The sequence below is a fragment of the Cryobacterium gelidum genome, assembly GCF_004403985.1.
GTDB lineage: Bacteria > Actinomycetota > Actinomycetes > Actinomycetales > Microbacteriaceae > Cryobacterium > Cryobacterium gelidum.
The window spans coordinates 318,902-343,383 of record NZ_SOHL01000003.1 but is presented as its reverse complement, the minus strand read 5'-3'; the positions used below and the strand labels follow the sequence as shown (position 1 = coordinate 343,383).

General features: G+C 65.0%; 23 protein-coding genes. 14 read left to right on the top strand and 9 right to left on the bottom strand.

The window, feature by feature from the left end; all coding sequences use genetic code 11:
* Positions 1-62: 62 nt before the first annotated feature.
* Positions 63-1,676: a peptide chain release factor 3 gene (locus tag E3T50_RS01780; protein ID WP_134550284.1), complete on the bottom strand. Its 1,614-nt coding sequence runs from the start codon at positions 1,674-1,676 to the stop codon at positions 63-65.
* Between the two features lie 372 nt (positions 1,677-2,048).
* Between E3T50_RS01780 and E3T50_RS01775 the strand changes: the two genes are divergently transcribed.
* Positions 2,049-3,053 carry an aldo/keto reductase gene (locus E3T50_RS01775; RefSeq protein WP_134550283.1) on the top strand — a complete coding sequence of 335 codons (1,005 nt, stop codon included), beginning with the start codon at positions 2,049-2,051 and terminating at the stop codon, positions 3,051-3,053.
* A 65-nt stretch (positions 3,054-3,118) separates the two neighbouring features.
* Here the strand turns inward: E3T50_RS01775 and E3T50_RS01770 are convergent, their stop codons facing one another.
* Positions 3,119-3,709, bottom strand: coding sequence for a TetR/AcrR family transcriptional regulator (locus E3T50_RS01770; protein WP_134550282.1), 591 nt, complete (start codon positions 3,707-3,709; stop codon positions 3,119-3,121).
* Between the two features lie 198 nt (positions 3,710-3,907).
* Between E3T50_RS01770 and E3T50_RS01765 the strand changes: the two genes are divergently transcribed.
* Entirely contained in the window at positions 3,908-5,251 is a 1,344-nt protein-coding gene (locus E3T50_RS01765; protein ID WP_134550281.1) for a M16 family metallopeptidase, read from the top strand.
* Between the two features lie 65 nt (positions 5,252-5,316).
* Positions 5,317-5,919, top strand: a complete 603-nt coding sequence (locus tag E3T50_RS01760; RefSeq protein WP_134550469.1) for a histidine phosphatase family protein — start codon at positions 5,317-5,319, stop codon at positions 5,917-5,919.
* Here the strand turns inward: E3T50_RS01760 and E3T50_RS01755 are convergent.
* Positions 5,916-6,422, bottom strand: a complete 507-nt coding sequence (locus tag E3T50_RS01755) for a GNAT family N-acetyltransferase (protein WP_134463813.1) — start codon at positions 6,420-6,422, stop codon at positions 5,916-5,918. The genes E3T50_RS01760 and E3T50_RS01755 overlap by 4 nt on opposite strands.
* A gap of 56 nt (positions 6,423-6,478) precedes the next feature.
* Between E3T50_RS01755 and dapB the strand changes: the two genes are divergently transcribed.
* Together dapB and E3T50_RS01745 are read left to right on the top strand one after the other, a co-directional pair.
* Positions 6,479-7,252 (top strand): 4-hydroxy-tetrahydrodipicolinate reductase, encoded by a 774-nt coding sequence (gene dapB / locus E3T50_RS01750; protein WP_134550280.1) that lies wholly within the window; start codon positions 6,479-6,481, stop codon positions 7,250-7,252.
* The gene (locus E3T50_RS01745) at positions 7,252-7,695 is read left to right on the top strand and encodes a tetratricopeptide repeat protein (RefSeq protein WP_134550279.1); all 444 of its coding nucleotides are present in this window, start codon (positions 7,252-7,254) and stop codon (positions 7,693-7,695) included. The genes dapB and E3T50_RS01745 overlap by 1 nt, the downstream gene beginning before the upstream one ends.
* A gap of 44 nt (positions 7,696-7,739) precedes the next feature.
* On the opposite strand, the gene E3T50_RS01740 is transcribed toward E3T50_RS01745, so the two are convergent.
* From E3T50_RS01740 to E3T50_RS01725, 4 genes are all read right to left on the bottom strand, one after another.
* Entirely contained in the window at positions 7,740-8,630 is an 891-nt protein-coding gene (locus E3T50_RS01740) for a TIGR01777 family oxidoreductase (protein WP_134550278.1), read from the bottom strand.
* A 9-nt stretch (positions 8,631-8,639) separates the two neighbouring features.
* On the bottom strand, positions 8,640-9,071 hold the full coding sequence (locus E3T50_RS01735; RefSeq protein ID WP_134463805.1) for an OsmC family peroxiredoxin: 432 nt from the start codon (positions 9,069-9,071) through the stop codon (positions 8,640-8,642).
* A gap of 163 nt (positions 9,072-9,234) precedes the next feature.
* Positions 9,235-9,753 (bottom strand): DUF4395 domain-containing protein, encoded by a 519-nt coding sequence (locus E3T50_RS01730; protein WP_134550277.1) that lies wholly within the window; start codon positions 9,751-9,753, stop codon positions 9,235-9,237.
* On the bottom strand, positions 9,740-10,216 hold the full coding sequence (locus tag E3T50_RS01725) for a TlpA family protein disulfide reductase (protein WP_134550276.1): 477 nt from the start codon (positions 10,214-10,216) through the stop codon (positions 9,740-9,742). The genes E3T50_RS01730 and E3T50_RS01725 overlap by 14 nt, the downstream gene beginning before the upstream one ends.
* 128 nt (positions 10,217-10,344) lie before the next feature.
* On the opposite strand from E3T50_RS01725, the gene thyX reads away from it, so the two are divergent.
* The 5 genes from thyX (at position 10,345) to E3T50_RS01700 (ending at position 16,759) form a co-directional block, all read left to right on the top strand.
* A complete protein-coding gene (gene thyX, locus E3T50_RS01720; RefSeq protein ID WP_241990723.1) occupies positions 10,345-11,055 on the top strand; it encodes an FAD-dependent thymidylate synthase in 711 nt (236 codons plus the stop codon).
* 101 nt (positions 11,056-11,156) lie between these two features.
* On the top strand, positions 11,157-12,134 hold the full coding sequence (gene dapA, locus E3T50_RS01715) for a 4-hydroxy-tetrahydrodipicolinate synthase (RefSeq protein ID WP_134463797.1): 978 nt from the start codon (positions 11,157-11,159) through the stop codon (positions 12,132-12,134).
* 256 nt (positions 12,135-12,390) lie between these two features.
* Positions 12,391-14,616 carry an HNH endonuclease signature motif containing protein gene (locus E3T50_RS01710; RefSeq protein ID WP_134550274.1) on the top strand — a complete coding sequence of 742 codons (2,226 nt, stop codon included), beginning with the start codon at positions 12,391-12,393 and terminating at the stop codon, positions 14,614-14,616.
* Positions 14,617-14,738: 122 nt separating this feature from the next.
* Positions 14,739-15,932: an enoyl-CoA hydratase/isomerase family protein gene (locus tag E3T50_RS01705; RefSeq protein WP_134550273.1), complete on the top strand. Its 1,194-nt coding sequence runs from the start codon at positions 14,739-14,741 to the stop codon at positions 15,930-15,932.
* Between the two features lie 68 nt (positions 15,933-16,000).
* Positions 16,001-16,759 carry an enoyl-CoA hydratase gene (locus tag E3T50_RS01700; RefSeq protein ID WP_241990722.1) on the top strand — a complete coding sequence of 253 codons (759 nt, stop codon included), beginning with the start codon at positions 16,001-16,003 and terminating at the stop codon, positions 16,757-16,759.
* Here E3T50_RS01700 and E3T50_RS01695 read toward each other — a convergent pair.
* Together E3T50_RS01695 and E3T50_RS01690 are read right to left on the bottom strand one after the other, a co-directional pair.
* The gene (locus E3T50_RS01695; protein ID WP_134550271.1) at positions 16,756-17,472 is read right to left on the bottom strand and encodes a response regulator; all 717 of its coding nucleotides are present in this window, start codon (positions 17,470-17,472) and stop codon (positions 16,756-16,758) included. The two genes, E3T50_RS01700 and E3T50_RS01695, sit on opposite strands and share 4 nt — an antisense overlap.
* On the bottom strand, positions 17,465-19,174 hold the full coding sequence (locus E3T50_RS01690) for a sensor histidine kinase (RefSeq protein WP_134550270.1): 1,710 nt from the start codon (positions 19,172-19,174) through the stop codon (positions 17,465-17,467). The genes E3T50_RS01695 and E3T50_RS01690 overlap by 8 nt, the downstream gene beginning before the upstream one ends.
* Before the next feature lie 136 nt (positions 19,175-19,310).
* Between E3T50_RS01690 and E3T50_RS01685 the strand changes: the two genes are divergently transcribed.
* The 4 genes from E3T50_RS01685 to E3T50_RS01670 all read left to right on the top strand — a co-directional run bounded on the left by E3T50_RS01685 (position 19,311) and on the right by E3T50_RS01670 (position 24,341).
* Positions 19,311-20,708: a cation:dicarboxylate symporter family transporter gene (locus tag E3T50_RS01685; RefSeq protein WP_134550269.1), complete on the top strand. Its 1,398-nt coding sequence runs from the start codon at positions 19,311-19,313 to the stop codon at positions 20,706-20,708.
* 341 nt (positions 20,709-21,049) lie between these two features.
* Positions 21,050-22,372, top strand: a complete 1,323-nt coding sequence (locus E3T50_RS01680) for a quaternary amine ABC transporter ATP-binding protein (RefSeq protein ID WP_198417920.1) — start codon at positions 21,050-21,052, stop codon at positions 22,370-22,372.
* Positions 22,369-23,316, top strand: coding sequence for an ABC transporter permease (locus tag E3T50_RS01675; protein ID WP_134550268.1), 948 nt, complete (start codon positions 22,369-22,371; stop codon positions 23,314-23,316). Before E3T50_RS01680 ends, E3T50_RS01675 begins: the two co-directional genes overlap by 4 nt.
* A gap of 116 nt (positions 23,317-23,432) precedes the next feature.
* A complete protein-coding gene (locus E3T50_RS01670) occupies positions 23,433-24,341 on the top strand; it encodes a glycine betaine ABC transporter substrate-binding protein (RefSeq protein ID WP_134550267.1) in 909 nt (302 codons plus the stop codon).
* Positions 24,342-24,482: the final 141 nt, after the last annotated feature.

The window sequence follows — 24,482 nt, the reverse complement described above, 5'->3', positions numbered from 1 at the left end:
GACAGACACGCAAAAGGCCGCATCCTCAACGAGGATGCGGCCTTTCTTTTTCATCGAACCAGTTACATGAAGTCGTCGGCCGTGGCGTTGGCAATGTCGATCAGCACGAGCTTCGGGTTCTCCTTGGCGATCGCCTGCAACCGCCACGGGGTGCTGAACAGAGCGAGCAGCGTGCCGTCCGAGCGGGTGAAGACTTCCACCTGACGGGTTCCGGCAAGCACGAGAGCGCTCTCCCTGTCGGTCTTGCGGGCCACCTGGTACGGGAGCGCTTCCATGCGGATATCAGCGTGGAAATCGTGCACCATGCGGTCTTCGACGACCTCGAACTGCATCGGACCGACCGCTCCGAGCACCGGTGCCTGTTCGCCGCGCACCTCGGAGCGCATCACCTGGATGATGCCCTCATGGTCGAGCTGGTCGATGCCACGGCGAAACTGTTTGTGCTTGCTGCTGTCGACCGGACGAATCGCCCGAAAGTGTTCGGGGGAGAACAACGGGAGCGGCGGAAACTCCACGCGCTCGTCTTCGAAGATCGAGTCGCCCACGCGCAGCGCCGACGCGTTCACCAGCCCGACGATGTCGCCCGGCCAGGCCTGGTCGGTGACGGTGCGTTCCTTGCCGAAGAGCTGCTGGGCGTATTTGGTGGCAAAGGGGCGACCGGTTGCCGCGTGGGTGACGACCATGCCACGTCGAAATTCGCCGGAGCAGACGCGCACGAAGGCCACGTGGTCGCGGTGCGCCGAGTTCATCCCGGACTGCACCTTGAAGACGAAACCGGAGAACGGCGACGTGACCTTGCGCGGGTTGCCGTCGATGTCGATGCGGGCTTCGGCGGGCGGTGCGAACTCGACCAGGGTGTCGAGCAGCTGCTGCACCCCAAAGTTTGCTACGGCGGCGCAGAACAGCACCGGGGTGGTCTGCCCGTCGAGGAACAGCTCGGAGTCGTGATTCTGGGACTCCGCGTCGAGCAGTTCAGATTCTTCGACAGCGGATGTCCAGGCCGGGCCCTCCTCGATCGCCGCGTCGGCCGCATCCAGCCGCACCGATTCGGCCACGGTCGCGCCGCCCGCGGTGCGGGTGTAGCGCAGAAAGTCGCCCGAGCGGCGATCGAGCACGCCGCGCAGGTCGCCGGCTTCGCCGACCGGCCAGTTCAGTGGAGTCGGCAGCAGTCCGGTGCGGGTTTGGATCTCATCCATCAGGGCCAGGGGAGCGTCGCCAGGGCGGTCCCACTTGTTGATGACGGTAATGACGGGAAGCCCGCGCTGCTTGCAGACCGCGAACAGCTTCATCGTCTGCGGCTCGAGGCCCTTGGCCGCGTCGACGAGCATCACCGCGGCATCCACTGCGGACAGCACTCGAAACGTGTCTTCGGAGAAGTCGGCGTGGCCGGGGGTGTCGACCAGGTTGATCACGGCGTCGTGGTATTCGAACTGAATCGCGGCGCTCGTCACGGAGATGCCGCGGGCCTTTTCCATCTCCATCCAGTCCGAGACGGTGCCACTGCGGCCGGCCTTACCGTGCGTGGCGCCGGCGGAGGTGATTGCGCGGGCGTGCAGCAGCAGGGCTTCGGTCAAGGTCGACTTGCCGGCGTCGGGGTGGGAGATCACGGCGAAGGTGCGGCGCCGGAGGGCTTCACGGGGAACCTGGGGGTTGGGCACGTCGGCGAGGGTGGTCATGGCTGCTTTCCTGCGGCTGGTTCGGGCAGGATACCTCGCCAGCAATCAGTCGATTCGGTGGCCGGCGGCCCAGGGCGGATGTGCACCTGCACACTCGGCCCAATTTTCGCGCAACGGCAAGTCTAACAAATCAAGCGTGTACCGACTTGCGGGACCCGACCGACTCGCAGAACACCAGTCGCAGAAACTGCGCGCATGCCGACTGGTCGCCATCGACGCCAATGTGCCCGCAATCGACGTACATTTTGGTAACGATTAGGCGTGCCGTCCGGAAATGTCGGTGGGCTCGTCTATGGTCGGGCCAAGAGCAGATGACGAAGAGAAAAAGCGGTAGACGACCGATCCGGGCTAACCCGCCAAGAGGAGAACATCATGACCCGACAGGCTGTTTCGTCCTCTCTCGATGCGATGGCGATCGACCGATCGGAGCAGGACGAGACCACGGTCGGCGCAGGCCCGGTTCGTCGCCGGATAGCGGGAACCGACTTGTGCGTGCACCCTCTGGCCCTGGGCTGCAACGCCTTCGGCTGGACGGCGAGCAATGAAGCGTCCCTGGCTATTCTCGACGCACACCACGACCTCGGCGGCAACTTTCTCGATACCGCCGACAGCTTCGCCGCTGGGCGCAGCGAAGTGATCATCGGGTCGTGGCTGCGTTCGCGCGGCACGCGCGCCGACACCGTACTGGCCACCAAGATTGGTCACAATCTCGACAATCCCGGACTGACCCAGCGCAGCATCGTGGCCGCCGTCGAAGCCAGCCTGGTGCGGCTCGGAACCGACTATCTCGACCTGCTCTACTTTCACTTCGACGACAAAACCGTCAATCTCGAAGAAAGTCTCGTTGCCGTTGACGCCCTCGTGCGCGCCGGCAAGGTGCGTTATCTCGGGGCCAGCAATTTCTCGGCGGAACGGCTCATGGAAGCCCGTGTGCTCTCGGCCCTCGGCCTGCCCAAATTCGTCGCCGCCGAAACGCCCTACAACCTCGTGCACCGCGCCGAGCTCGAGAAAGACGTCGCCGTCGTGGCCCGCGCCCAGGACCTCGCCATTATGCCGGGCTTTGCTCTCGCCCACGGTTTTCTGGCCGGCGCGTTCCGCACCAAAGCGGATGCCGCCGGTACCGCACGCGGGCAGCTCGCTGCGGTCTACCTGAACCGTCGATCGCTGCGCGTGCTCTCCGTGGTCGACCGCATTGCGGCCGCGCATACCGCGGCGCCGGCGTCGATCGCCCTGGCATGGCTGCTCGCTCGGCCCAACGTGGTGGCGCCGGTCGCCGGCGCTGGACGGGGCGACCAGGTACTCTCCCTGGTCGCGGCGGCCGGCATCCGTCTCGGCCGTAACGACCTGATCGATCTCGACCGGGTGTCGGCCCACTGAGCGCTGACACTACTGGGCGTTTGTACTACTGAGCGCCGGCACTACTGAGCGCTGGTCCTCGTCTGTTAGGCGCCGGACTCGTCGAGTACGCGCTGGATGGCGCGCAGCAGAGCGGTATGGGCACCGATCGGGTCGCCGAGGTTGGCGCCGGCGAAAGCGCCGTCTCGGGCGAGAAAGAAGTCGTCGGCCGCGTCTCCGGGGCGAGCGTGGCCCATGCCGCGGAACATGTCTTCGATCGATCGAACGTACCAGTCGCGGTGTGCGGTGACCGCCTGGCGCACCGGGTGGGTCGGGTCGGTGAACTGAGCGGCGGCGTTGATGAAGGGGCAGCCGTGAAAGCCGTCGCGAATGACCTGCGCCGAGATCTCGCTGACGACGCCGCGCAACCGCTGCTCAGGGGTATCGAAGCGGGTGTCGAGGTTGGCGAGAAAATCGCGGGCGATCCGGTCCCTGCCCTGCAGGTACACCACGATGAGGGCGTCTTTCGAACGGTAGTACTTATAGAAAGTGGCTTTGGTGACCTTGGATTCACTGATGATGCGGTCCACACCCACGGTGTGCACTCCCGCGGTATAGAACAGACGGTCGGCGGTGGCGAGAATGCGCACTTTGGCGTGCGTCGCCGGCCGAACGGGTTCGGTTGTCATCGTGGTCATTCGGCACTCCTTCGTCGGGGGATGACATCAGCCCCAGCTGAGCGCAAATCCGGAAGTTTCCCGGCCGGCTCCCAGACTGTAACACACCCTAGACAGACCAGTCTGTGGTAACGGACCACCCGGGCAGTTTCGGCCAAACTGGGGGGTCGCACTCCGGCACCGGTCTCCCCGATCGGGTCTTGTAAGGTGGTGGATGATATGAACGGTGCAGTCGACTTTCCCCTAGATCAGGCCGAACTCTCGTTTCGGGCCGCCGGCGATGCTCTGGTACGTCGCACCGTTCTGCCGAGCGGGGTACGCATTCTCAGTGAGCAGGTACCGGGTGCTCGCAGCCTGACCATTGGCTACTGGGTAGCCGTCGGGTCCCGTGACGAACAACCGGGGCACTTCGGCTCCACCCATTTTCTCGAGCACCTGCTCTTCAAGGGCACGCCAACGAGGTCCGCCCTCGACATCGCGATCTCCTTCGACGCGGTCGGCGGTGAACACAACGCCATGACCGCCAAGGAATACACCTGCTACTACGCCAAGGTGCAAGACCGCGACCTCGGCATGGCCATTGACGTTCTCACCGACATGCTGACCTCCTCAAAATTGGACGCCGGTGAGTTCGAAACCGAACGCGGTGTCATCCTCGAGGAACTCGCCATGGCCGACGACGACCCGGCCGACGTGGCCAACGAGCGATTCTTCGAAGCCGTGCTGGGCACGCATCCGCTCGGGCGACCGATCGGCGGCAGTGCCGACGATATTCGCGGCGCCACCCGCACCGCCGTGTGGGAGCACTACCAGGCCAACTATCGCCCGCAAGACCTCGTCGTCACCGTCGCCGGTGCCGTCGACCACGATGTGCTCGTCGCCGCCGTCACTCGCGCACTCGACCGTGCCGGCTGGGACCTCAGCATTCGCCACACCCCGGTCAGTCGTCGCGGCGGTGCCCCCGCCGAGATTCAGCAGGGCCAGGCACTGACCATCGTCAAACGTCCGCTGGAGCAGGCAAACCTGCTGCTGGGCATGCCCGGACTGCTGGCTACCGACGAGCGTCGCGTCACCATGAGCGTGCTCACCTCGATCTTCGGCGGTGGCATGTCGAGCCGCCTGTTTCAGGAAGTGCGGGAGAAGCGTGGTTTGGCCTACTCGGTCTATTCGTTCGCGCCCGGTTACTCCGACGCGGGCCTGTTCGGCATGTATGCCGGCTGTACTCCGGCCAAAGCCGGGCAGGTCGCCGAGCTCATGCTCAGCGAACTGCACCGCCTTGCCGATGGCGGCGTCACCGCCGACGAGATGCAGCGGGCGTCTGGCCAGCTGAGCGGAGCATCTGCTCTGGCCCTGGAAGACTCCGACACTCGCATGTCACGGTTGGGACGCTCCGAGATCACCCTCGGCGAGTTCGCCGACCTGGACGAAGCACTGCGCCGTCTTGCGCGCGTCACCGCGGCCGACGTGCGGGAGCTCGCCGCTGAGCTCGCGAGCGGCCCGGTATCGATTTCCGCGGTCGGCGCCCTCGAAGACGACGCGTTCTCGGCTATCCTCCCGGGCTGATCGCCCCAACACAGCTTCTGAACGCTCCGGCCCGACCGGATTCCCCACACGTGAAATGGACAATGATGCCCCAGTACATCTACCTGGTACGCCACGGCGAGCAGCAGGATGCCGAACACGGCCTGCACGACGGCCCGCTGTCGCCGCGGGGCAAACGCCAGGCACTCTTGATCGCCGACCGGCTCAGCGGTGTGCCATTCTCGGGGGCCTGGCATTCGCCGCTCCAGCGGGCCGCTGAAACCGCCGAACTCATCACCAAACGCCTGCCGGCCCTGCACAGCGAGGCCTCCCCGTTGCTGTTTGATTGCATTCCGTCCGGGCGGGCACCCGAAACACCGTCGGCCTACCATCCCTTCTTCGGCTCGGTCACCGACGATGAGATCGACGCCGGTCGCGCCCAGATGGAAGACGCCGTCGCGGAATTTCTGCAGCCCCGCCGCACTCAGCGCCACGACCTGTTGATCACCCACAATTTCGTGATCGCCTGGTTTGTTCGTGAGGTGCTCGGGGCTCCCGACTGGCGTTGGGTCGGTATCAACCAGGCCAATTGTGGCTTGACCGTGCTGCAGCAAAAACCTGGCCGCCCGTGGACACTGGTCACCCACAACGACCTCGGCCACCTGCCGGTCGAGCTGCGTACCGGGCTGCCCGAACCGTTGATGTTCTAAATATCCAGACGCTTGCCGTACCAGTGCGTGGCATTGGGATTGTCATTGTAGGAGGGGATGCTCTCGTACCCGGTGCTGTGATACAGCGCCCCGGCGATGGCGAGGCCCACATTCGTGTCGAGCACAACCTCGGCGGCTCCGAGGTGCGCCGCCCGTTGCTCGAGCTCAGTCAGTAGCATGCGCCCCCACCCACGCCGGCGGGAACTGGGTTGCATCCACAGGTGCTTGACCTCGAACCGCACCGGCTCGTTCTCGGCATTTTCCAGCCGGCGGATGCCCCCGCACCCGACGTACGCGCCGCTCGCGTCGTCGGCCCGGTCGTCTTTTTCATCGAGTACCACGAGGAACACGCCGTGCGGGGGCACGAATTGCTCGGCCAGCGGATAGGTCGGGTGGTAGGTGCCCTGAGCTTGCCGAAACGACAATTCGGGGCTGCGAAAATATTCGGTGAGCAGGGTGAGGGCGGCGGCATCCGCGACGGACACGGCCTGAAACTGAGGCATCTCCCTAGGCTATGGCGCGGGCACGTGATGCCGGATTGAATTGATAGATTGGTGTCATGACAACGACGGTGGCCATTATCGGCGCAACGGGCAAGATGGGCCGCCTGGTCTCCGACTTGATCGACCGAACCGAGGGCTTCGAGGTCGTCGCCCGGCTCGACTCGCACAGCGAGCTGAGCGAAATGCTCGGGGCGCAGATCGCCGTCGATCTGACCCGGCCCGACGTGAGTCGTGATGTCGTCGACTATGCAACCGCGCACGGTTTGCGGGTGCTTGTCGGCACCTCCGGCTGGAGCCAGGACGGTATCGCGTCCCTCAGCCGCAGACTCGCGGGCCGCGACGACACCGGCGTCATCATCATTCCGAACTTCTCAATCGGGTCGGTGCTCGCAACGGCGTTCGCTGCCCTGGCCGCCCGGTTCTACGACTCCATTGAGATCGTCGAGGCTCATCAGCCATCCAAGGTGGATTCGCCGTCGGGCACGGCCGTGCGCACCGCCGAATTGATCGGTCGGGCACGCGCCGACCTCGGCCCGGTCTCGGCGCCGCATACCGACCAGCGTGCCCGCGGCCAGCAGGTCTCGAGCGTGCCCGTGCACAGCCTGCGCCTGTCCGGCCTGCTGGCCCGCCAGGACGTGTTTCTGGGCGGCAACGGGGAGACCATCACCATCAGCCACAACACGCTGTCCCCGAGCGCCTACGAGAGCGGCATCCTGCTGGCCCTCGCGGCAGCACGAACCATTACGGGTGTGACAGTCGGCCTCGACCAGATCGTCGACCTGGGGTTTGATTCCGCCGTTGCTCCTGCCAACGATTCGGGAGCCTCCTGATGAAGGGCAAGATCGCTGTCATCGTCATGGCGGTACTGCTCGTCTTCTACCTCGTTCTGGCCGGAGTGCGCGCCACGCTCTTTATTCAAAGCGGTGAGCCGGTCGGTATCCTCATCGGGTTGGGGCTGCTCATTTTGCCGCTGATTGGCTTCTGGGCGCTCGTGCGTGAGGTTGCGTTCGGCATCCGCTCGGAACGTCTCGTGCGTCAACTCGACGCGCTCGGGGGACTTCCGGCCGCCGACCTGCCAACACGCCCGAGCGGTCGTCCCTACCGGGACGCCGCCGACGAGCATTTTCCAGCCGCGCGGGCCGAGGTCGAGGCCGAACCCGGGAACTGGCACGCCTGGCTGCGGCTCGGCCTCGCTTATGACGCGTCGGGCGACCGCAAGCGTGCCCGCCGAGCGATCCGCACCGCGATCGCCCTCGAGCGCGCCCCGAAGTAGCCGCAGGCTACCAGCTACGGCTGGCGCAGCATCCAGGCGATCGGCTACGGCTGGCGCAGCATCCAGGCGATCGCGGTGGCCGGCGTGCGATGGGCGAACTCGAACCCGTCGCCCAGTAGTTTCTGGGCGCTGACCTGCTGGTCGGCGAGCAGCAGTTGGCGGGCGGCGTCCTGCAGCAGCAGAGTCAGGATTCGCTCAGGAACCGGCAGGAAAAACGGTCGGTGGAGGGTGGTGGCGAGCCGGCTGAGGATGTCGTTTGAGGTCGCCGGGGTGGGCCCGACCAGGTTGACCGGGCCGACGAGCGTCGAGGTCAGCAGATGCACGATGGCGGCAGCCTCGTCGTGCAGGCTCACCCAGGCCCAGTGCTGGGTTCCGCCGCCGAGCGGTCCGGCCAGGCCGAGTTTGGCCAGGGGCAGTACCGGTTTGAGTGCACCGCCCTTGGCGAGCACGAGGCCGGTGCGCAGCGTCACCACCCGCGTCGGTTCCGGCGCGAGCTGGGCCGCGGCCTCCCACTGGATGACGACATCGGCCAGAAAATCGGTTCCGACAGCGGATGTCTCGCTCAGGATTTCCCCCGGCCGATTGCCGTAGACCCCCACGGCCGAGCCGTTCAGCAGGACCGTCGGCGGAGTGGCCGCCTGCCCCAGCGCGTCGGTGATGGTACGGGTGGCCAGCAGCCGGGAGCTCAGGATTTCTTTGCGATAGCCCGTCGTCCACGGCAGCCGCGCCAGCGAGGCCCCCGAGAGGTTGACCACCGCGTCAATGGTGTCAAGCACGCGCGTATCCAGAATCCGGGCGGCCGGATCCCACCGAATCTCGTTCTTGCCGACGGCTTCCCGGCGTACCAGACGTACCGGGGTGTGGCCAGCGCCGGCCAGCTGCCGGCTCAGCTCCCGGCCGATGAGGCCGGATGCACCGGCGATCAGAACGCGCACCGCAGGGTCCTAGGCCAGCTCGGCTTCAATGGTGATGGGGATGCCCGCGAGTGCCTTGGAGATTGGGCAGTTGGCCTTGGCGTCTTGGGCGAAGACCTCGAACTCGGCCTCGGTCATACCGGGGATCTTAGCGCTCACCAGCAGGTGGCTGCCGATAACCCCGGTGCCGGCGGCGAACGTCACGGCGGCCGTGGCCTGGATGCTCTCTGGCGAGTAGCCGGCTTTGCCGAGCGCGTTGGCGAGGGCCATGGAGAAACAGGACGCGTGGGCGGCACCGAGCAGTTCTTCGGGGTTGGTGGTGCCGGAGACCCCCTCAGCGCGCGCTTTCCAATTCACGGAGAATTCGGCGGCGTGCGAGGAATCCAGAGTGACGGTGCCGGAGCCGGACATAAGATCGCCGGTCCAGACGGTGGTTGCTTCACTGGTGAGCGTCGTGGGCATGGTGTTACCTCCAGGTGATGTGCGTCCCACCCTATCCGTCGCGCGTGCCCCGTGAACGTGTCCCGTCTGAGAATTGCCTGAGGCCGCAGACGAGCCCGCACCACAGCCAATGCACCAGGTTCGGTGCGTCCTTAGCTGTAGTAGGGCGTTCTGGCGGTGTGACTCATGCTTGCCTGGCCGGTCGGCCGCCCCGGTTCAGCACACCGAACCGCACGAGCAGAAGGAAGATCTGGCAGCCCAGGCAGTAATCGAAGACCGCGTTCAGAAAAGCCGCGACGAACGCCGCGGCCGCAGCGATGCCGATGGAACCGGGCACTCCGGCCAGGCCCAGAACGAGACCAACCAGGCACACTGCCAGGCCGACAGCCTGCGCGAAGGTTGGTGGGGCAGCATCCTCGAGCTCGGTCGGAGGTGCGAGGCGCGGTCGAACGAAGCGCTTGAACACCAGGCCGTACGGGTGACGCCCGGCCCCGGCCAGGGCGCCCCACGCAAACAGCGCGGTAATGGCCGCCAACAGAGCCAGCGCGGCAGCGGATTCACCGGTAAGCGAGAGAAATACCACAGCCAGCAACAGCACAGCCGTGATGGCCGCGCCGAAGCGGGGCCCACGAGGATCGAGTGGGGGGCGACGGCCCGTGGGCGCGGTCGCTGCCTTAGCGGTTGATGTTTCAGCGGTCGACATGCGAGCTCCCTGGCGTGGTGGTGAGTGTGCGGGTGGCGGTGTTCTGCGCGATCGCATCGAGCGTCGCGCTGATGTCGGCCCGGTTCGGCGGGCCGCCCACGCGGGCCCGTACCCGGCCGGCCCCGTCCAGAATCAGTGTCGTGGGTGTTTGCAGGATCGAATACCGCTTGGCGAGATCGGCGCGGTGGGTGAGATCCACGTCCACGTGCACGACACCGGGGCGGGAATCCGCCACGGTGCCCAGCAGCCGGCGGGTGCCAGGGCAGCGGGCGCATAACTCGGTCGAAAATTGCAGCAGGGTTGCCGCGGGACCGAATGCGGTCGTGGTGGCGACATCCGCTGGCGTGACGATGTCACCGGTCACGCGGGATACTCGCCCCTGGCGTGCCCGCCACAGGAGCCCCAGAACGGTCGTGGCAGTCAGTAGCGCGAACAGCAGTCCGATCGCTTCGAGTGGTTTCATATCCTCGACGCTACGTGGGTGCGGGCCTGTTCGGGGGACTGTGACGAGACATTACGGGCACGCCCGGGCGGGACGGCCGGCAGACCGGCTAGCCTGAGGCCGTGGCCGATGTTGAGTTCCGATCTGAAATGACCGTGGAGCTGGTGCGCGCGAGCGCCCACGACTCCGACGTATTGTTTGCCGCCCGGGTGTCGACCCTGGGGGAGCAGACCCTGGAGCAGAGCCAGCTCGACGGCTTCGAGAGCGAGGCTGACGAGAAGCGTGATCGCGGGCTGATCAACTACCTCATGCGCGATCGGCACGGTTCGCCGTTCGAACACAACTCGATGACGTTCTATGTGCGCGCGCCTATTTTTGTGTTTCGCGAGTTCATGCGGCACCGCATCGCCTCGTACAACGAAGAGTCGGGCCGGTACCGGGAGCTCAATCCGGTATTTTATGTGCCGTCCGCCGAACGCAACCTCCTCCAGGTCGGTAAGCCGGGCGCGTACGACTTTCTGCCCGGCTCTGCCGAGCAGACCGCGCTGGTGCAGCAGCAGACCCGCGTCGCCGCAATCCATGCCTACGAGGCGTACCAGCGGATGCTTGAAGCCGGCATCGCCCGCGAGGTCGCTCGTATCGTGCTGCCGCTCAACATCTACTCGTCGATGTACGTCACGCTCAACGCGCGCTCACTGATGAACTTTCTCAGCCTGCGCACCAAACGCGAGGGCTCATCGTTTCCATCGTTCCCGCAGCGCGAGATCGAAATGTGTGCCGAGCAGATGGAAACCCACTTCGAGACGCTGATGCCACTGACCTACGCCGCCTTCAACAAGAACGGGCGCGTCTCGCCGTAGCGCTTCGCGAGAGTAGGAAATATGCCGGTCTGACCGATTCGATCGGGCCTTTTTTTGCGCGCTCACGGGGCACCGAGCGAGGAGGCGATAGCCTGTACCTCGTGTCTACCTCTACGAATCCCTTTGGCCAGGTGCTGGTCGCACTGGTCACCCCGTTTACTTTTGATGGCGAAGTGGACTGGGCCGGGGTGGAGAAGCACATCGACGACGTCATCAATGCTGGCGCCGACGGCATCGTCGTCACCGGAACAACCGGCGAGACCAGTACCCTGACCGACCCAGAGAAGATCCGCCTGGTCGAGGTCGGCAAGTCCGTCGCTGACGGCCGTGCCAAGATCATCACCGGCGGTGGTTCCAACGAGACCGCCCACGCCATGCAGCTCGCCCGCCAGAGTGAGAAGGCCGGTGCCGACGGCAACATGATCGTCACCCCGTATTACAACAAGCCGACCCAAGCCGGCATCCTCACCCACTTCCGCATGATCGCGGATGCGACCGACCTCCCCGTCATTCTCTACGACATCCCCGGCCGCACCGGTGTCGCTATCGCCTACGAGACCATCCTGCGCGCGGCCAAGCACCCCAACATCCTGGCCATGAAAGACGCCAAGGGCGACTTCGCCCAGGTCAGCCGGGTGCTCAACCAGACCGACCTCATGTACTTCTCCGGCGACGATCCCAACGTGCTGGCCCACTTGTCGATCGGCGCGACGGGACTGATCGGCGTCACCGGGAACATCACAGCGACCCCGTACCGGCACATGGTCGACGCGGTCAACCGGGGCGACCTCAGAGTCGCCACCGCCGCCCATCAGCAGCTCGAACCGCTCGTGCGCGCCGTGATGACCCACGTACCCGGCACCGTTGCCGTGAAGTACATCCTGCACGGCCTCGGTCGCATCGGCAGCCCACGGGTGCGCCTGCCCCTGGTCGGCCCTGAAGACTCCGAAGCGGCCCAGATCGAAGATGAACTCTCGCTGGTGCAGAACATTCCCGGCGTGGACTTTTCCAACTTCAGGCCCGACCGAAACGCGGCCGCCGGTGGATCGTTGCCCAAGGTAGCCGGTACTACGCGCTGAAGGCGCAGAGCTGGCGCAGGGCTGGCGCAGTCGGGCGACTCAACCCGACGCGGTGTCGCGTCCCCGCTCACTCCGGATATGGCCGGCCATCCCGGGAGCCAGCCATTTCTCCGGGTCGAGTCGGCCACAACCGCCGTCGACCGGCGTGCGTCGGACCCGGGAACGTGCAATCCTGTCCGAACGCACGTTCGCACAGAAATCCAAATATATCTGAGAAACTCTCGACTCTGGCTCAGGGTTTTGGTAAAATGAGGGCATGAGCCAGAGCGGCGACATCCCCGAATCGGGCTTCGTCGATGCGTTCTTCGCGGCCCACGGAACCTGGCCGGTCACGGCCGAGGAGCGCGCCGAGTTCAACGCTGCCGAGTTCAACGCTGCCGAGTTCAACGCTGCCGAGTTCAACGCTGCCGAGTTCAACGCTGCCGAGTTCAACGCTGCCGAGTTCAACGCTGCCGAGTTCAACGCTGCCGAGTTCAACGCTGCCGAGTTCAACGCTGCCGAGTTCAACGCTGCCGAGTTCAACGCTGCCGAGTTCAACGCTGCCGAGTTCAACGCTGCCGAGTTCAACGCTGCCGAGTTCAACGCTGCCGAGTTCAACGCTGCCGAGTTCAACGCTGCCGAGTTCAACGCTGCCGAGTTCAACGCTGCCGAGTTCAACGCTGCCGAGTTCAACGCTGCCGAGTTCAACGCTGCCGAGTTCAACGCTGCCGAGTTCAACGCTGCCGAGTTCAACGCTGCCGAGTTCAACGCTGCCGAGTTCAACGCTGCCGAGTTCAACGCTGCCGAGTTCAACGCTGCCGAGTTCAACGCTGCCGAGTTCAACGCTGCCGAGTTCAACGCTGCCGAGTTCAACGCTGCCGAGTTCAACGCTGCCGAGTTCAACGCTGCCGAGTTCAACGCTGCCGAGTTCAACGCTGCCGAGTTCAACGCTGCCGAGTTCAACGCTGCCGAGTTCAACGCTGCCGAGTTCAACGCTGCCGAGTTCAACGCTGCCGAGTTCAACGCTGCCGAGTTCAACGCTGCCGAGTTCAACGCTGCCGATGATAATGCGGAGGGCTGCAACTCGGAGGGCGGCAACGCTAACGGTTCCGCCTCCAGCCCAGCGGGTGACCTGGATCCGTTCCAGTGTCGACAATCGCAGTTCGTGGATCGGGCGGTGTATTTCGAGAGGGTCATCGCATGGGCGCAGGCGGGCAAAGCGGATACCCTCGCCGAGGCCTGGCATTACACGTCCAGTACCGCCGAGACGGGTCGGCCCCTGGCAGGTCCGGGCCGGGAGCATGACTGGGATGCGACGTTTGCAGCGCAGCAGGGCCTGATCGCGGAGATGGCGTGCGCGTTGCGCATCCCGTATGGCACCGCGTCTGGGTTGATTCGGCAGAGCCGGACCCTGGTCGAAGACCGGCCCCGCACCCTGGGCGCCCTCCGGTGCGGGCAGATTTCGCTGCGGCAGGCGGGGCTGCTGCTGGACCAGCTTGATTCGGTGCCGAAGCCCGCGCAAGCCGGGCTGGAGGCGGTGTTGCTGCCGCACGCGATGAAACTCACCGCGGCGCAAATCGAGGGTACGGCCCGCAAGATCCGCGAACACTTCCATCCCGACAGCATCACCGTTCGCCGGGCTCGGTGTCTGGCAGACCGAAAAGTCCTGCTCTACCCCGATAACGACGGCATGGCCACGCTCTGGATGCGCGCCGCCAGCGATGACCTCACGGCCGTGTATCACCGCGTCACCGACGCCGCCCTCAGCTTGCAGGGTCCGGATGAATCACGCACCCTCAGCCAGCTCCGGGCAGATGTCGCCATCGACCTGCTCGCCCGCGGCGTCACCGCCACCGGCCTCGGCGCCGGTATCGGAGCCACGGTGAACGTGACCGTGCCGGTGCTGACCCTGATGGGTAAGAGCGAGGAGCCGGGCGAGTTGGACGGGTACGGGCCGATCGATGCGGAAACCGCCCGCCGGCTCGCCGGCACCGCGACGAGCTTCCTGCGCATCCTCACCCACCCGCACACCGGCATCGTCCTGGACGTCAGTGCTACCGCGTTTCGGGTGCCGGCGGCGCTGAAGAAGTACCTGCAACTACGCGATGGAACCTGCCGGTTCCCCGGCTGCAACCGCTCCGCCCGGCACTGCGACCTCGACCACACCCGCGACACCCAATTCGGCGGCCACACCACCGCCACCAACCTGCATCATCTCTGCCCGGCCAACCACAACCTGAAGCACTTCAGCGCCTGGACCGTCACCGCCACACCCGACGGCACCCTGAACTGGACCAGCCCCGCCGGCAAGCACTACGCCACCGACCCCACCACCCGCATTCGCCCCCACCCACAACACACAGCACCACCAGCACCACCAACGCCAGCAGCACCAACACCACCAACACCAGCACCGCCCGCACTGGCCCAGCCGAATCCGCCCCTGCTCGACCCATGGAACTCCGCTTGGCACATCGACGACCCCGTCCCCCAACCGTTCTAATCCGCCCGATCGCCGGTGCGCCCGGCCGCATGCCCTCGCCTGCTCGCGGACAGAAATCTCACCTCGATAGACTGTGCCAACGCTTACCCCTCCTCAACCGCATCGACGCGGAAAGGTCTTTCATGCCCCGAACGGATTCGATTGACAGCCACTCGGGTGAGAAGACGGTCGCGGCGCCCAGTGCTGGCGCCGCATCCGTTGGCACAGACGATGAGGTGCTGCTGCAGCGTGGCGGACAGCTGGCCCGCATCATTCTGAACCGGCCACAGGCCCTGAACGCGCTGACCCACGGCATGATCCGCTCCATTGCCGCCGCCCTCACCGAGTGGGCCGACGATCCCGCCGTGCACACCGTTCTCCTCACCGGGAACGGAGACCGCGCCCTCTGCGCCGGCGGCGACATTGTGTCGATCTACCGCGACGCCCGCACGGATACCGGCGGCGACCCCGACGAGAATGCCCGATTCTGGGCCGACGAGTACACGTTGAACGCCCAGATCAAACGGTATGCCAAACCATTCGTCGCCCTCATGGACCGCATCGTGCTCGGCGGCGGAGTCGGCCTCTCCTGCCACGCGTCCCACCGCGTCGTGACCGAACGCACCACAGTCGGCATGCCCGAAACCACCATCGGTTTCGTGCCCGACGTCGGTGGAACCTTCCTCTACTCGCGGATACCCGGCGAACTCGGCACCCACCTCGCCCTCACGGCCGCGACCATGACGGGCACCGATGCGATCGCCCTCGGCCTCGCCGACAGCTACGTCGACTCCGCCCGGCTCGATTCCCTGGTCGACGCCCTCAAACGGATGCCCGCTGCCGCTGCCATCGCCCAGCACGCCGCGTCGGCTGTGCCGCCGGCACCGCTCCTGGCGGAGCGCGCCTGGATCGACGAGTGCTACGCCGGCACCGACCTGCCCACCATCATTGACCGGTTGCAGAAATCGCCCGTCGCAGCAGCCCGCGAGGCGTCCGCCGCGATCCTAGCCAAGTCGCCGACCGCCGTCACGGTCACCCTCGAATCGCTCCGCCGCGCCCGCGCCCTCGGCAGTCTCGAGGAGGTCCTCGAACAGGAATACCGGGTGTCCCTGCGCATGGTGGCCGGCCACGATGTCCTTGAGGGTATTCGCGCCCAGGTCATCGACAAGGACCGCAATCCCTTGTGGCAACCGAGCACACTTGACGCCGTTTCCGGCGCCGACGTACAGGCACGCTTCGCATCGCTGGGGGAGCGCGAGCTGCGCTTGCCGCGCGTGCATACCAGCGGCAACGAACCCAGCGAGCAAGAATCCACCGAACGAGAGGCTACGGCGTGAGCGACACGACCCCGACTGACACGACCCCGACTGACACGACCCCGACTGACACCCATTTCTACGAAAACATTCTGCTGGAACGTCACGGACGCGTCGGCGTGATCACACTCAACCGGCCCAAGGCGCTCAATGCCCTCAACTTCGCCACGATGCAGGACGTCGTCGGTGCCGCCACCCAGCTCGACGCCGACCCCGAGATCGGCGCGATCGTCATCACCGGGTCGGAGCGGGCCTTCGCGGCCGGCGCCGACATCAAGGAGATGTCGACGATGAGCTATATGGACATGTATCTCAAGGATTGGTTCGCCGGCTGGGACACACTCGCCGCCGTGCGCACCCCGGTCATCGCCGCGGTCTCCGGTCACGCCCTCGGCGGCGGCTGCGAGCTGGCCCTGATCTGCGATTTCATCATCGCCTCCGACACTGCCACCTTCGGGCAGCCCGAGATCAAGCTCGGTGTGATTCCCGGCATGGGCGGATCCCAGCGTCTCACTCGCGCCGTCGGCAAGGCCAAGGCGATGGAAATGATCCTCACCGGCCGCACCATTGACGCGGTCGAAGCTGAACGCATCGGCCTCGTCGCCCGCATCGTGCCCGCCACCGACCTGCTCGCCGATGCCCTCGCGACCGCGGCCGACATCGCCGCGAAATCGGCGCCGATCGCCATGCTCGCCAAGGAGGTCGTCAACGCGGCCTACGAGTCGATGCTGAGCGGCGGCATCCACTTGGAACGACGCCTGTTTCACTCGGTGTTCGCCACCGACGACCAGAGCGAGGGCATGGCCGCCTTCATCGAGAAGCGGCCACCGGTTTTCACAAACCGCTAACGCCCGCTCGTCCAGCGGTACTCGTTCTCGGGCCGCCCCGGCGTGCCGTAGCGCGGTGCGCGCAGCACGAGGCCGGAGTCGGCGAGATACTCGAGGTAGCGCCTCGCGGTCACCCGTGACAGCCCGAGTGGCTCCACCAGCTCACTCGCCGACACCGGCGCGGCTTGGGCCTGCAGGAAGGAGACCACCGGGCTCAGCGTCGAGTCGGCCAGACCCTTCGGCCGCGGGATATCGGTCGGTGCGCGCAGGCTCGCAAACGCGTGATCAACTGCGGACTGCGTCACGACGGATGCCTGCGCGTCAAGTTTCGTACGAAAGTTCCGGTAACTAGACAATTTCGCAGCGAAGGTCGAATAGGTGAAGGGCTTGATCAGGTACTGCACGACGCCGGCCGCGATCGCTCCGCGCACATTGTCGAGGTCGCGGACGGCGGTGATGGCGATGATGTCCGTGGCGAGGCCGGCCGAACGGATGCGCCGACTCACGTCGAGCCCGTGGCTGTCGGGCAGGTTCATGTCCATGAGCACGAGGTCGATCGGGTTTCCGGCCGAGGCAGCGGCAGCGACGCGACGAAACGCGTCCTGCCCGGTGCTCGCCGTGCCGACGAGCTCGAAACCCGCCAGACGGCCGATATAGGCCGCGTGCGCCTCGGCGGCGAGCGGTTCGTCCTCAACGACGAGCACGCGAATGACCGCAAGCCCGCCGTCAACCATGATCGCCCCCCGCCGTGGTCACGACCGAACGAGTAAGGGCCGGAATCGTCACGGTGAAGACGGCGCCCTCGCGCCGGGCGATGGTGAGCGTGCCGCCGAGGCGGGTCACCGCCTGCCGAACCAAAGCCAGGCCGAGACCGCGGCCGCCGATCGAACGGCCCGGCGCCGGGCCGCCCATCCCGTGTTCGCCCGTGGGGCCTGTTTCCGTGAAGCCGGCGCCCTTGGTGCTGAAGCCGAGACGAAGCACATCGTCAATGATATCGGGAGCCACGCCACAGCCGCTGTCGGCGACCTCGATCATCACGGCCTGCTCGGTAGATGACACCGTGACAGACACCCGACGAGGGTCCGGGCCAGCGGCCGCCGCATCAAGAGCATTGTCGACCAGATTGCCGAGCACGGTCACCAGATCCTGAATCGACAGCCCGGACTGGGCGAGCGTGCCCGACGCCGTGACGGTCAGGGCGATTCCCAGCTCATTGGCCTGCGCCGATTTGCCCATGATCAGGGCGCTGATCACCGGTTCGTCTACCGAACCGACCATCTCATCGGCGAGCCGTTGGCTCAGCTCGAGATCTTTCGTGGCGAATTCGAGGGCCTGATCGGTGCGGCCGAGCTCCATCAGCGACACGATCGTGTGCAAGCGGTTGGAATGTTCGTGGGTCTGCGCCCGCAACGCGTCAGACAGGGTCTGCATCGACTGCAACTCGCTGCCGAGGTTCTGCAGGTCGGTGTGGTCGCGAATCGTCGCCACGAATCCCATCGGGGTTGCCCTGGGTCGAGTCGCCGAAGTCGACGAGGCGATCGCTGGCTCCTGGCTGACCACGAGTACCCGCGTGCCGGTGATATGAATCTCATCGAGCGCGGTTCGGCCGCTGCGCAGTAACTCGCCGAGGCTCGGCGGCAGACTCAATTCGGTGAGGGTTGGCGGTCGCTCGTCGCTGCCCGCAGTCGGCCGCGGCGGAATTCCGAGCAGGCGCGACGCCTGATCGTTGTACAGGACGAGGTCACCGCGCAGGTCGACCAGCACAAGCCCCTCACGAACCGAGCGCAGTACCGAATCGTAATAGACGAATAGTTGCGCGAGACGTTCCGGTCCCCAGCCCAGGGTCACCCGGCGTAGGTAGCGCCCGAGCAGCCAGGTCACCGCTGACCCCGACGCGAGCAGCCCGAGAGCCAGACCGAGCACCGAGGGCAACCGGGCGTTCAGAGCGATCGTGATGTTGCTCGTCGTGGTGCCCACCGCGACGAGCGAGCGCACGGTGCCGTCGGTATCCGTTACCGGCACCACGGCACGAACGGATGGCCCGAGCGTTCCCGTGCTGATTTCGGTGAAGGAGGTTCCGGAAAGAGCCGGCTCGATGGCGCCGATGTAGTCCCTGCCGATCTCTGTGTCGGTGGGGTGGGTCCAGCGGGTACGGTCCGGGGCCATGATCGTGATGAAATCGAGCCCCGCGTCGGCGCTCAGCTGGAGCGCATAGGGCTGCAGGGACGCGCTCGGGTCGGCCGACTCACTCGCCGCGAGCACGAGTGGACTGTCGGCGATGGCGGTGGCGACCGCGAGCATCCGGTTGCCGGTCTCGATGTAGCCGCGATCACGCGCGTCGACGAAGAAGGCCGTTCCGACGAAGACCGTGAGCACGACGATGAACAGTGCGTGCGCGAAAAAGAGCCGTCGAGCGATGCTCCATTCCTTACGCACTGCCTGCCTCTTTCGTGAGCTCGTGAACAATATGACCGTAACCGTGCGCGAGTGCGCTGCGTCGACCAGTGTGGAACGACTTGCACCGACCGGAGCCCGTGGTGGGCCAGGTTAAGCCTAGACATAGGAGTCTGACATGGCATCGACGCCATCAACCGAAACCAAACTCAACAAATCCGGTAAGCCGAAGAAGCGAATCGACTCATCCCACTACCTCTACATGGCCGTCATCGTCGCGGTTATTCTGGGTATCATCGTCGGCTTGGCCTGGGGCGGACCGGAGGGATTCGCGGTCTCGCTCAAGCCGCTCGGAGATCTGTTCATCGCCCTGATCAAGATGATGATCGCCCCGATCATCTTCTGCACGATCATTCTCGGCATCGGCTCCATCGCCAAGGCAGCCACCGTCGGCAAGATCGGTGGCCTGGCCCTCGGCTACTTTCTGATCATGTCGACCTTCGCACTCGGCATCGGACTGGTCGTGGGAAACATGATTCATCCGGGCGAGGGCATCAACCTGTCGGATGCCACCTTTGAGGCCACCGAATCAGCCGACACCAAGTCGTTCCTGCTCGGGATCGTTCCCACCACCCTGTTCTCTTCGCTGACCAGCGGTAATATTCTGCAGACGCTGCTCGTGGCACTCATCGCCGGCTTCGCGCTGCAGCGCATGGGCCCGGCCGGCAAGCCGATTCTCGATGGGCTAGCCCACGTGCAGGCTCTGGTCTTTCGCATTCTGATTATGGTCATGTGGCTCGCCCCGATCGGTGCTTTCGGTGCGATCGCCGCGGTCGTCGGTGCTACCGGCATCCAGGCCGTCATCAGTTTGTTCACGCTCATGGCCGCCTTCTACATCACCTGCATCATCTTCATCGTGGTCATCCTCGGCGGCCTGCTCAAACTGGTCACGGGTGTGAACCTGTTCAAGCTCATGCGCTACCTCGGCCGGGAATACCTGCTGATCGTATCGACGTCGTCGTCTGAAGCCGCGCTGCCGCGACTGATCGCCAAGATGGAACACCTCGGCGTCTCCAAGCCCGTCGTTGGTGTCACCGTGCCCACCGGCTACTCGTTCAACCTCGACGGCACCGCGATCTACCTCACCATGGCCTCGCTGTTCATCGCCAACGCGCTCGGTCAGCCGCTCGCCCTCGGCGAACAGATTGGGCTGCTCCTCTTCATGATCATCGCCAGCAAGGGCGCCGCCGGAGTGTCCGGCGCCGGCCTCGCCACCCTGGCCGCGGGCCTGCAGGCCCACGCCCCGCAACTCGTTGGCGGCGTCGGCTTCATCGTCGGCATCGACCGCTTCATGTCTGAAGCTCGCGCGCTGACCAACTTCACCGGCAACGCCGTGGCAACCGTCATGATTGGCTCCTGGACCAAGGAACTCGACCGGGTGCAGGTTGATCGCGTGCTGGACAAGCTCGAACCGTTCGACGAACGCACCATGCTCACTCATGGTCATGTCAGTGCCGCGGAGAGCCAGCGCACTGCCGAGCAGGCTGCGCAGTCCAAGGTGTTGGAACGCGCCTAAGCAGAAAACGCGGGCATTAGACTCGCGCTACGGGTGTCGTCCGGAGAAGTCGTCCCGGGCGACACCCTCTTTTTTGCTGTGCTCTTTTCGGTGCACCGAAAAGTCGGTATGTTAGGATTGTTGACGGTCTTACAACCTTCACCAGGACGCGCAGGCGTAGCCACCATTTGAGATGGAACGGCCGCCTGCGTATGGTGAGGCGGCGACGGACGCGGTCCCATGATCGCTCCAGCCCACGCTGATTCTCGCGTTCGGGCCGCTCGGTGCCTACCCGTCCGACAAAAGAGCACAGCGCTTCGTAGACCGTGAAATCGGCTACGGGGGCGTGCACCGGAGAACGCGTGACCGACAATATCCCTCATCCAGGATCCATCGCCGTCAAGGCAAATCACCTCTATAAAGCCTTCGGGCGCCGCCCGCACGAAATCGTCAAGAAGCTCAAAGCGGGCAAGAGTCGCGCAGAGACCTCTGCCCTCGGAGTGGCCGCCGTCATTGACGCCTCATTCGAGGTCAAGAAGGGCGAAATCTTCGTCGTCATGGGCCTGTCCGGCTCGGGCAAATCGACTCTCATCCGCATGCTCAACGGACTGTGGGAGGCCACCTCCGGCACCGTGACCGTCGGCGGCACCGATATCACGGGTGTTTCCGCCAAGGAACTGCGCGACATACGTCGCAAAAGCATCTCGATGGTGTTCCAGCACTTTGCCCTGCTGCCGCACCGCACGGTGATCGACAACGTCGCCTATGGCCTCGAAATTCAGGGCATGGGCCGGGAACAACGCCTCGCGAAAGCGCAGACGATCATCGATCTGGTCGGTCTGGCTGGCTGGGCAGACAACCTGCCCTCGGAGCTGTCCGGTGGAATGCAGCAGCGAGTCGGTCTCGGCCGTGCTCTCGCGGCCGACACCGACGTACTGCTCATGGACGAGGCCTTCTCGGCCCTCGACCCGCTGATTCGCCGGGAAATGCAGGAGCAGCTCATCGAACTGCAGGCCGCGCTCGGCAAGACCATCATCTTCATCACCCACGACCTGAACGAGGCCATGTTTCTCGGCGATCGCATCGCCGTCATGCGCGATGGTCGCATCGTGCAGATCGGCACGCCCGAGGAGATCCTCACCGACCCGGCCAACGACTACGTCGCCCAGTTCGTGCAGGATGTCGACCGGGCGCGCGTGCTCACCGCCGCGAGCGTGATGGAACCGGTGCGTTCGGTCATCACGAAGACCGCAGGCCCACGGGCGGCGCTGCGGACCATGCGCGACCTGCAGACATCCGTCACTTTTGTGCTCAACCGCGACCGCAGCTTCGCCGGTATCGTGCGCGACCGCGATGTACTGAAAATGGTCAAAGCCGGCGAGACCGATCTGCGAAGCATCATTCGTGACGACGCTAACGCCGTGCTCCCCGAAACCGCCCTGGTCGACCTCGTCGAGCCCTCGGTCGAGAGCGAATTGCCGATCGCCGTCGTCGATGAGAAGAACCGTCTGCTCGGCGTAATTCCTCGCGTGACCCTGCTCGCCGCCATCGGGAACGTCACGACGAATACCGGCCCACTACCGGTCGTGATGCCGCCTGCCACCATCTCGATCAGCCAGATCACCGACATATTGGGCGATACGGCCGATGACGCCCTGCTCAATGCCGAAGGAGCGCGCGCATGACCGACTTTCGTCTTCCCCTGGGTTCCCTCATTGAATCCTTCGTCGACTACATCACCGATACCTTCGGCTTTCTGTTCGGCTTCATTCGGGCACTCTTCGATGGCGCCTACGAATCCGTGGAATTTCTGCTCGGAGCGCCGCCGTTTTGGGCGATCATGCTCGTGCTGGGCGTACTCGCCTTCGGAATTCGTGGCTGGAAGTTCGCGGTCGGAACGGTTGTCGGCCTCCTTGTCATCCTTGGCGTCGACCAGTGGGAGAACGCCATGGACACGCTCGCCCTCGTGCTCGTCGCGAGCGTGCTGGCGATTGTCATCAGCGTTCCCGTTGGCATTCTCGCGGCCAAGTCCACGCTCGCCTCGAACATCATCCGCCCGGTACTCGACTTCATGCAGACCATGCCGGCGTTCGTCTACCTCATTCCGGCCCTCATCCTCTTTCGCGTCGGAGTGGTACCCGGCATCGTCGCGACCATCATTTTCGCGATGGCTCCCGGCGTGCGCCTGACCGAGCTCGGCATCCGCAGTGTGGATCAGGAAGTCGTCGAAGCCGGGCAGGCTTTTGGAGCGTCCCCGTGGCGTATCCTGCGGCAGATTCAGTTGCCGCTGGCCACCCCGACCATCATGGCCGGCGTCAACCAGGTCATCATGCTCTCGCTCTCCATGGTGGTTATTTCCGGCATGGTCGGAGCGGGCGGTCTCGGGGCGCAGGTTGTGGCAAGCCTTAACCGCATCGACATCGCGCTCGGTTTTGAAGCTGGACTGGCCGTCGTGATCCTCGCGATTTTCCTCGACCGCATTACCGCGTCGCTCGGCAGCACCGATTCAACGGGCTTCTTCGGCGGCCTCCGGCACACCCTGCGTGCGCGTCGGGCCACCGATGCCATGGCATCCACTGCCGAGCCCGCTCGCGCCCCGCAGCCGGTCGGTGAACCGGCCCGAGCCTGACCGGCGGCAACGCAGGTTTACGGATGCAGCCGCATCCGTTCAACAGTGCGGCTTTCGCCGTATGCACCAAGCGTCAACCCCAGTCACCCACAGCAGGTGGCACGAAAGGAAGACCCATGAAGAACCGTTCTCAATCACGTATCAAATCGAGCTTGGCACTGGGAGCCGTTGGTATTCTGGCTCTCACCGGCTGCGCCGCCTCCGGTGAGACCGAAACCGTCGGAAACGGCAATGACGACCAGAAGGATATGTCGATCGCCGTGTTCAACGGCTGGGATGAGGCCATTGCAGCCTCCGAGCTGTGGAAAGCTATTCTCGACGAGAAGGGCTACAACGTCGAGCTTAAGTACGGGGACGTCGCGCCGGTGTACTCCGGCCTGTCGACCGGTGATTACGATCTCAACCTGGATGTCTGGTTGCCGGTAACGCACGCATCGTACCTCGAAAAATATGGCGACGACATCGTCGACCTCGGTGCCTGGAACAAGGAGTCGCGCAACGCGATCGCGGTCAACGCGGACGCCCCGATCGACTCGCTCGAGGAACTCGCGGCCAACGCCGACCTGTTCGACAACCGCATCGTCGGCATCGAGCCCGGCGCCGGCTTGACCCTCGCGACCACGGACAACGTTATTCCGGGCTACGGCCTCGAGGACATGGAATACCTCACCTCGTCGACGGCGGCCATGCTGACCGAATTACAGACGGCCACCGACAACGGCGAGAACATTGTCGTCACCCTGTGGGAGCCGCACTGGGCCTATAACAAGTTTCCGCTCAAGAACCTCGAAGACCCGCAGGGAGCCCTGGGCGGCGTGGAAAGTATCCATTCCTACGCCAGCACCGACTTCAAGACGGACTTCCCGCAGGCGGCGGAGTGGATCGAGAACTTCGAGATGGACCTCGACACGTTGTACTCGCTTGAGCAGGCCATGTTCGTCGACTACGAGGGCCAGGACTACGCTCCGATCGTTGCCCAGTGGATGGAAGACAACCAGGAGTACGTGGACGGCCTTACCAGCTAGTCACGGTTTCGCACGACGAACGGCCCGCGTCTTCGGACGCGGGCCATTCTGTTTATTGTCGCGGCGGAGTAGAACTTGCCAATGGATACATGTTGTTGCAATGTCTTCGCTGTGACCAGTCACCGGGTTGGCATTGAGTTC

Excerpts from the sequence above, each read along its gene's own strand:
- E3T50_RS01780 (WP_134550284.1), bottom strand. The coding sequence starts at position 1,676 with ATGACCACCCTCGCCGACGTGCCCAACCCCCAGGTTCCCCGTGAAGCC.
- thyX (WP_241990723.1), top strand. The coding sequence starts at position 10,345 with ATGACCGTGGAGCTGGTGCGCGCGAGCGCCCACGACTCCGACGTATTG.
- E3T50_RS01685 (WP_134550269.1), top strand. The coding sequence starts at position 19,311 with ATGGCATCGACGCCATCAACCGAAACCAAACTCAACAAATCCGGTAAG.
- E3T50_RS01770 (WP_134550282.1), bottom strand. The coding sequence starts at position 3,709 with ATGACCACGATGACAACCGAACCCGTTCGGCCGGCGACGCACGCCAAA.
- E3T50_RS01745 (WP_134550279.1), top strand. The coding sequence starts at position 7,252 with ATGAAGGGCAAGATCGCTGTCATCGTCATGGCGGTACTGCTCGTCTTC.
- E3T50_RS01725 (WP_134550276.1), bottom strand. The coding sequence starts at position 10,216 with ATGAAACCACTCGAAGCGATCGGACTGCTGTTCGCGCTACTGACTGCC.
- E3T50_RS01705 (WP_134550273.1), top strand. The coding sequence starts at position 14,739 with ATGCCCCGAACGGATTCGATTGACAGCCACTCGGGTGAGAAGACGGTC.
- E3T50_RS01765 (WP_134550281.1), top strand. The coding sequence starts at position 3,908 with ATGAACGGTGCAGTCGACTTTCCCCTAGATCAGGCCGAACTCTCGTTT.
- E3T50_RS01710 (WP_134550274.1), top strand. The coding sequence starts at position 12,391 with ATGAGCCAGAGCGGCGACATCCCCGAATCGGGCTTCGTCGATGCGTTC.
- E3T50_RS01730 (WP_134550277.1), bottom strand. The coding sequence starts at position 9,753 with ATGTCGACCGCTGAAACATCAACCGCTAAGGCAGCGACCGCGCCCACG.
- E3T50_RS01760 (WP_134550469.1), top strand. The coding sequence starts at position 5,317 with ATGCCCCAGTACATCTACCTGGTACGCCACGGCGAGCAGCAGGATGCC.
- E3T50_RS01695 (WP_134550271.1), bottom strand. The coding sequence starts at position 17,472 with ATGGTTGACGGCGGGCTTGCGGTCATTCGCGTGCTCGTCGTTGAGGAC.
- E3T50_RS01755 (WP_134463813.1), bottom strand. The coding sequence starts at position 6,422 with ATGCCTCAGTTTCAGGCCGTGTCCGTCGCGGATGCCGCCGCCCTCACC.
- E3T50_RS01670 (WP_134550267.1), top strand. The coding sequence starts at position 23,433 with ATGAAGAACCGTTCTCAATCACGTATCAAATCGAGCTTGGCACTGGGA.
- E3T50_RS01775 (WP_134550283.1), top strand. The coding sequence starts at position 2,049 with ATGACCCGACAGGCTGTTTCGTCCTCTCTCGATGCGATGGCGATCGAC.
- E3T50_RS01735 (WP_134463805.1), bottom strand. The coding sequence starts at position 9,071 with ATGCCCACGACGCTCACCAGTGAAGCAACCACCGTCTGGACCGGCGAT.
- dapB (WP_134550280.1), top strand. The coding sequence starts at position 6,479 with ATGACAACGACGGTGGCCATTATCGGCGCAACGGGCAAGATGGGCCGC.
- E3T50_RS01675 (WP_134550268.1), top strand. The coding sequence starts at position 22,369 with ATGACCGACTTTCGTCTTCCCCTGGGTTCCCTCATTGAATCCTTCGTC.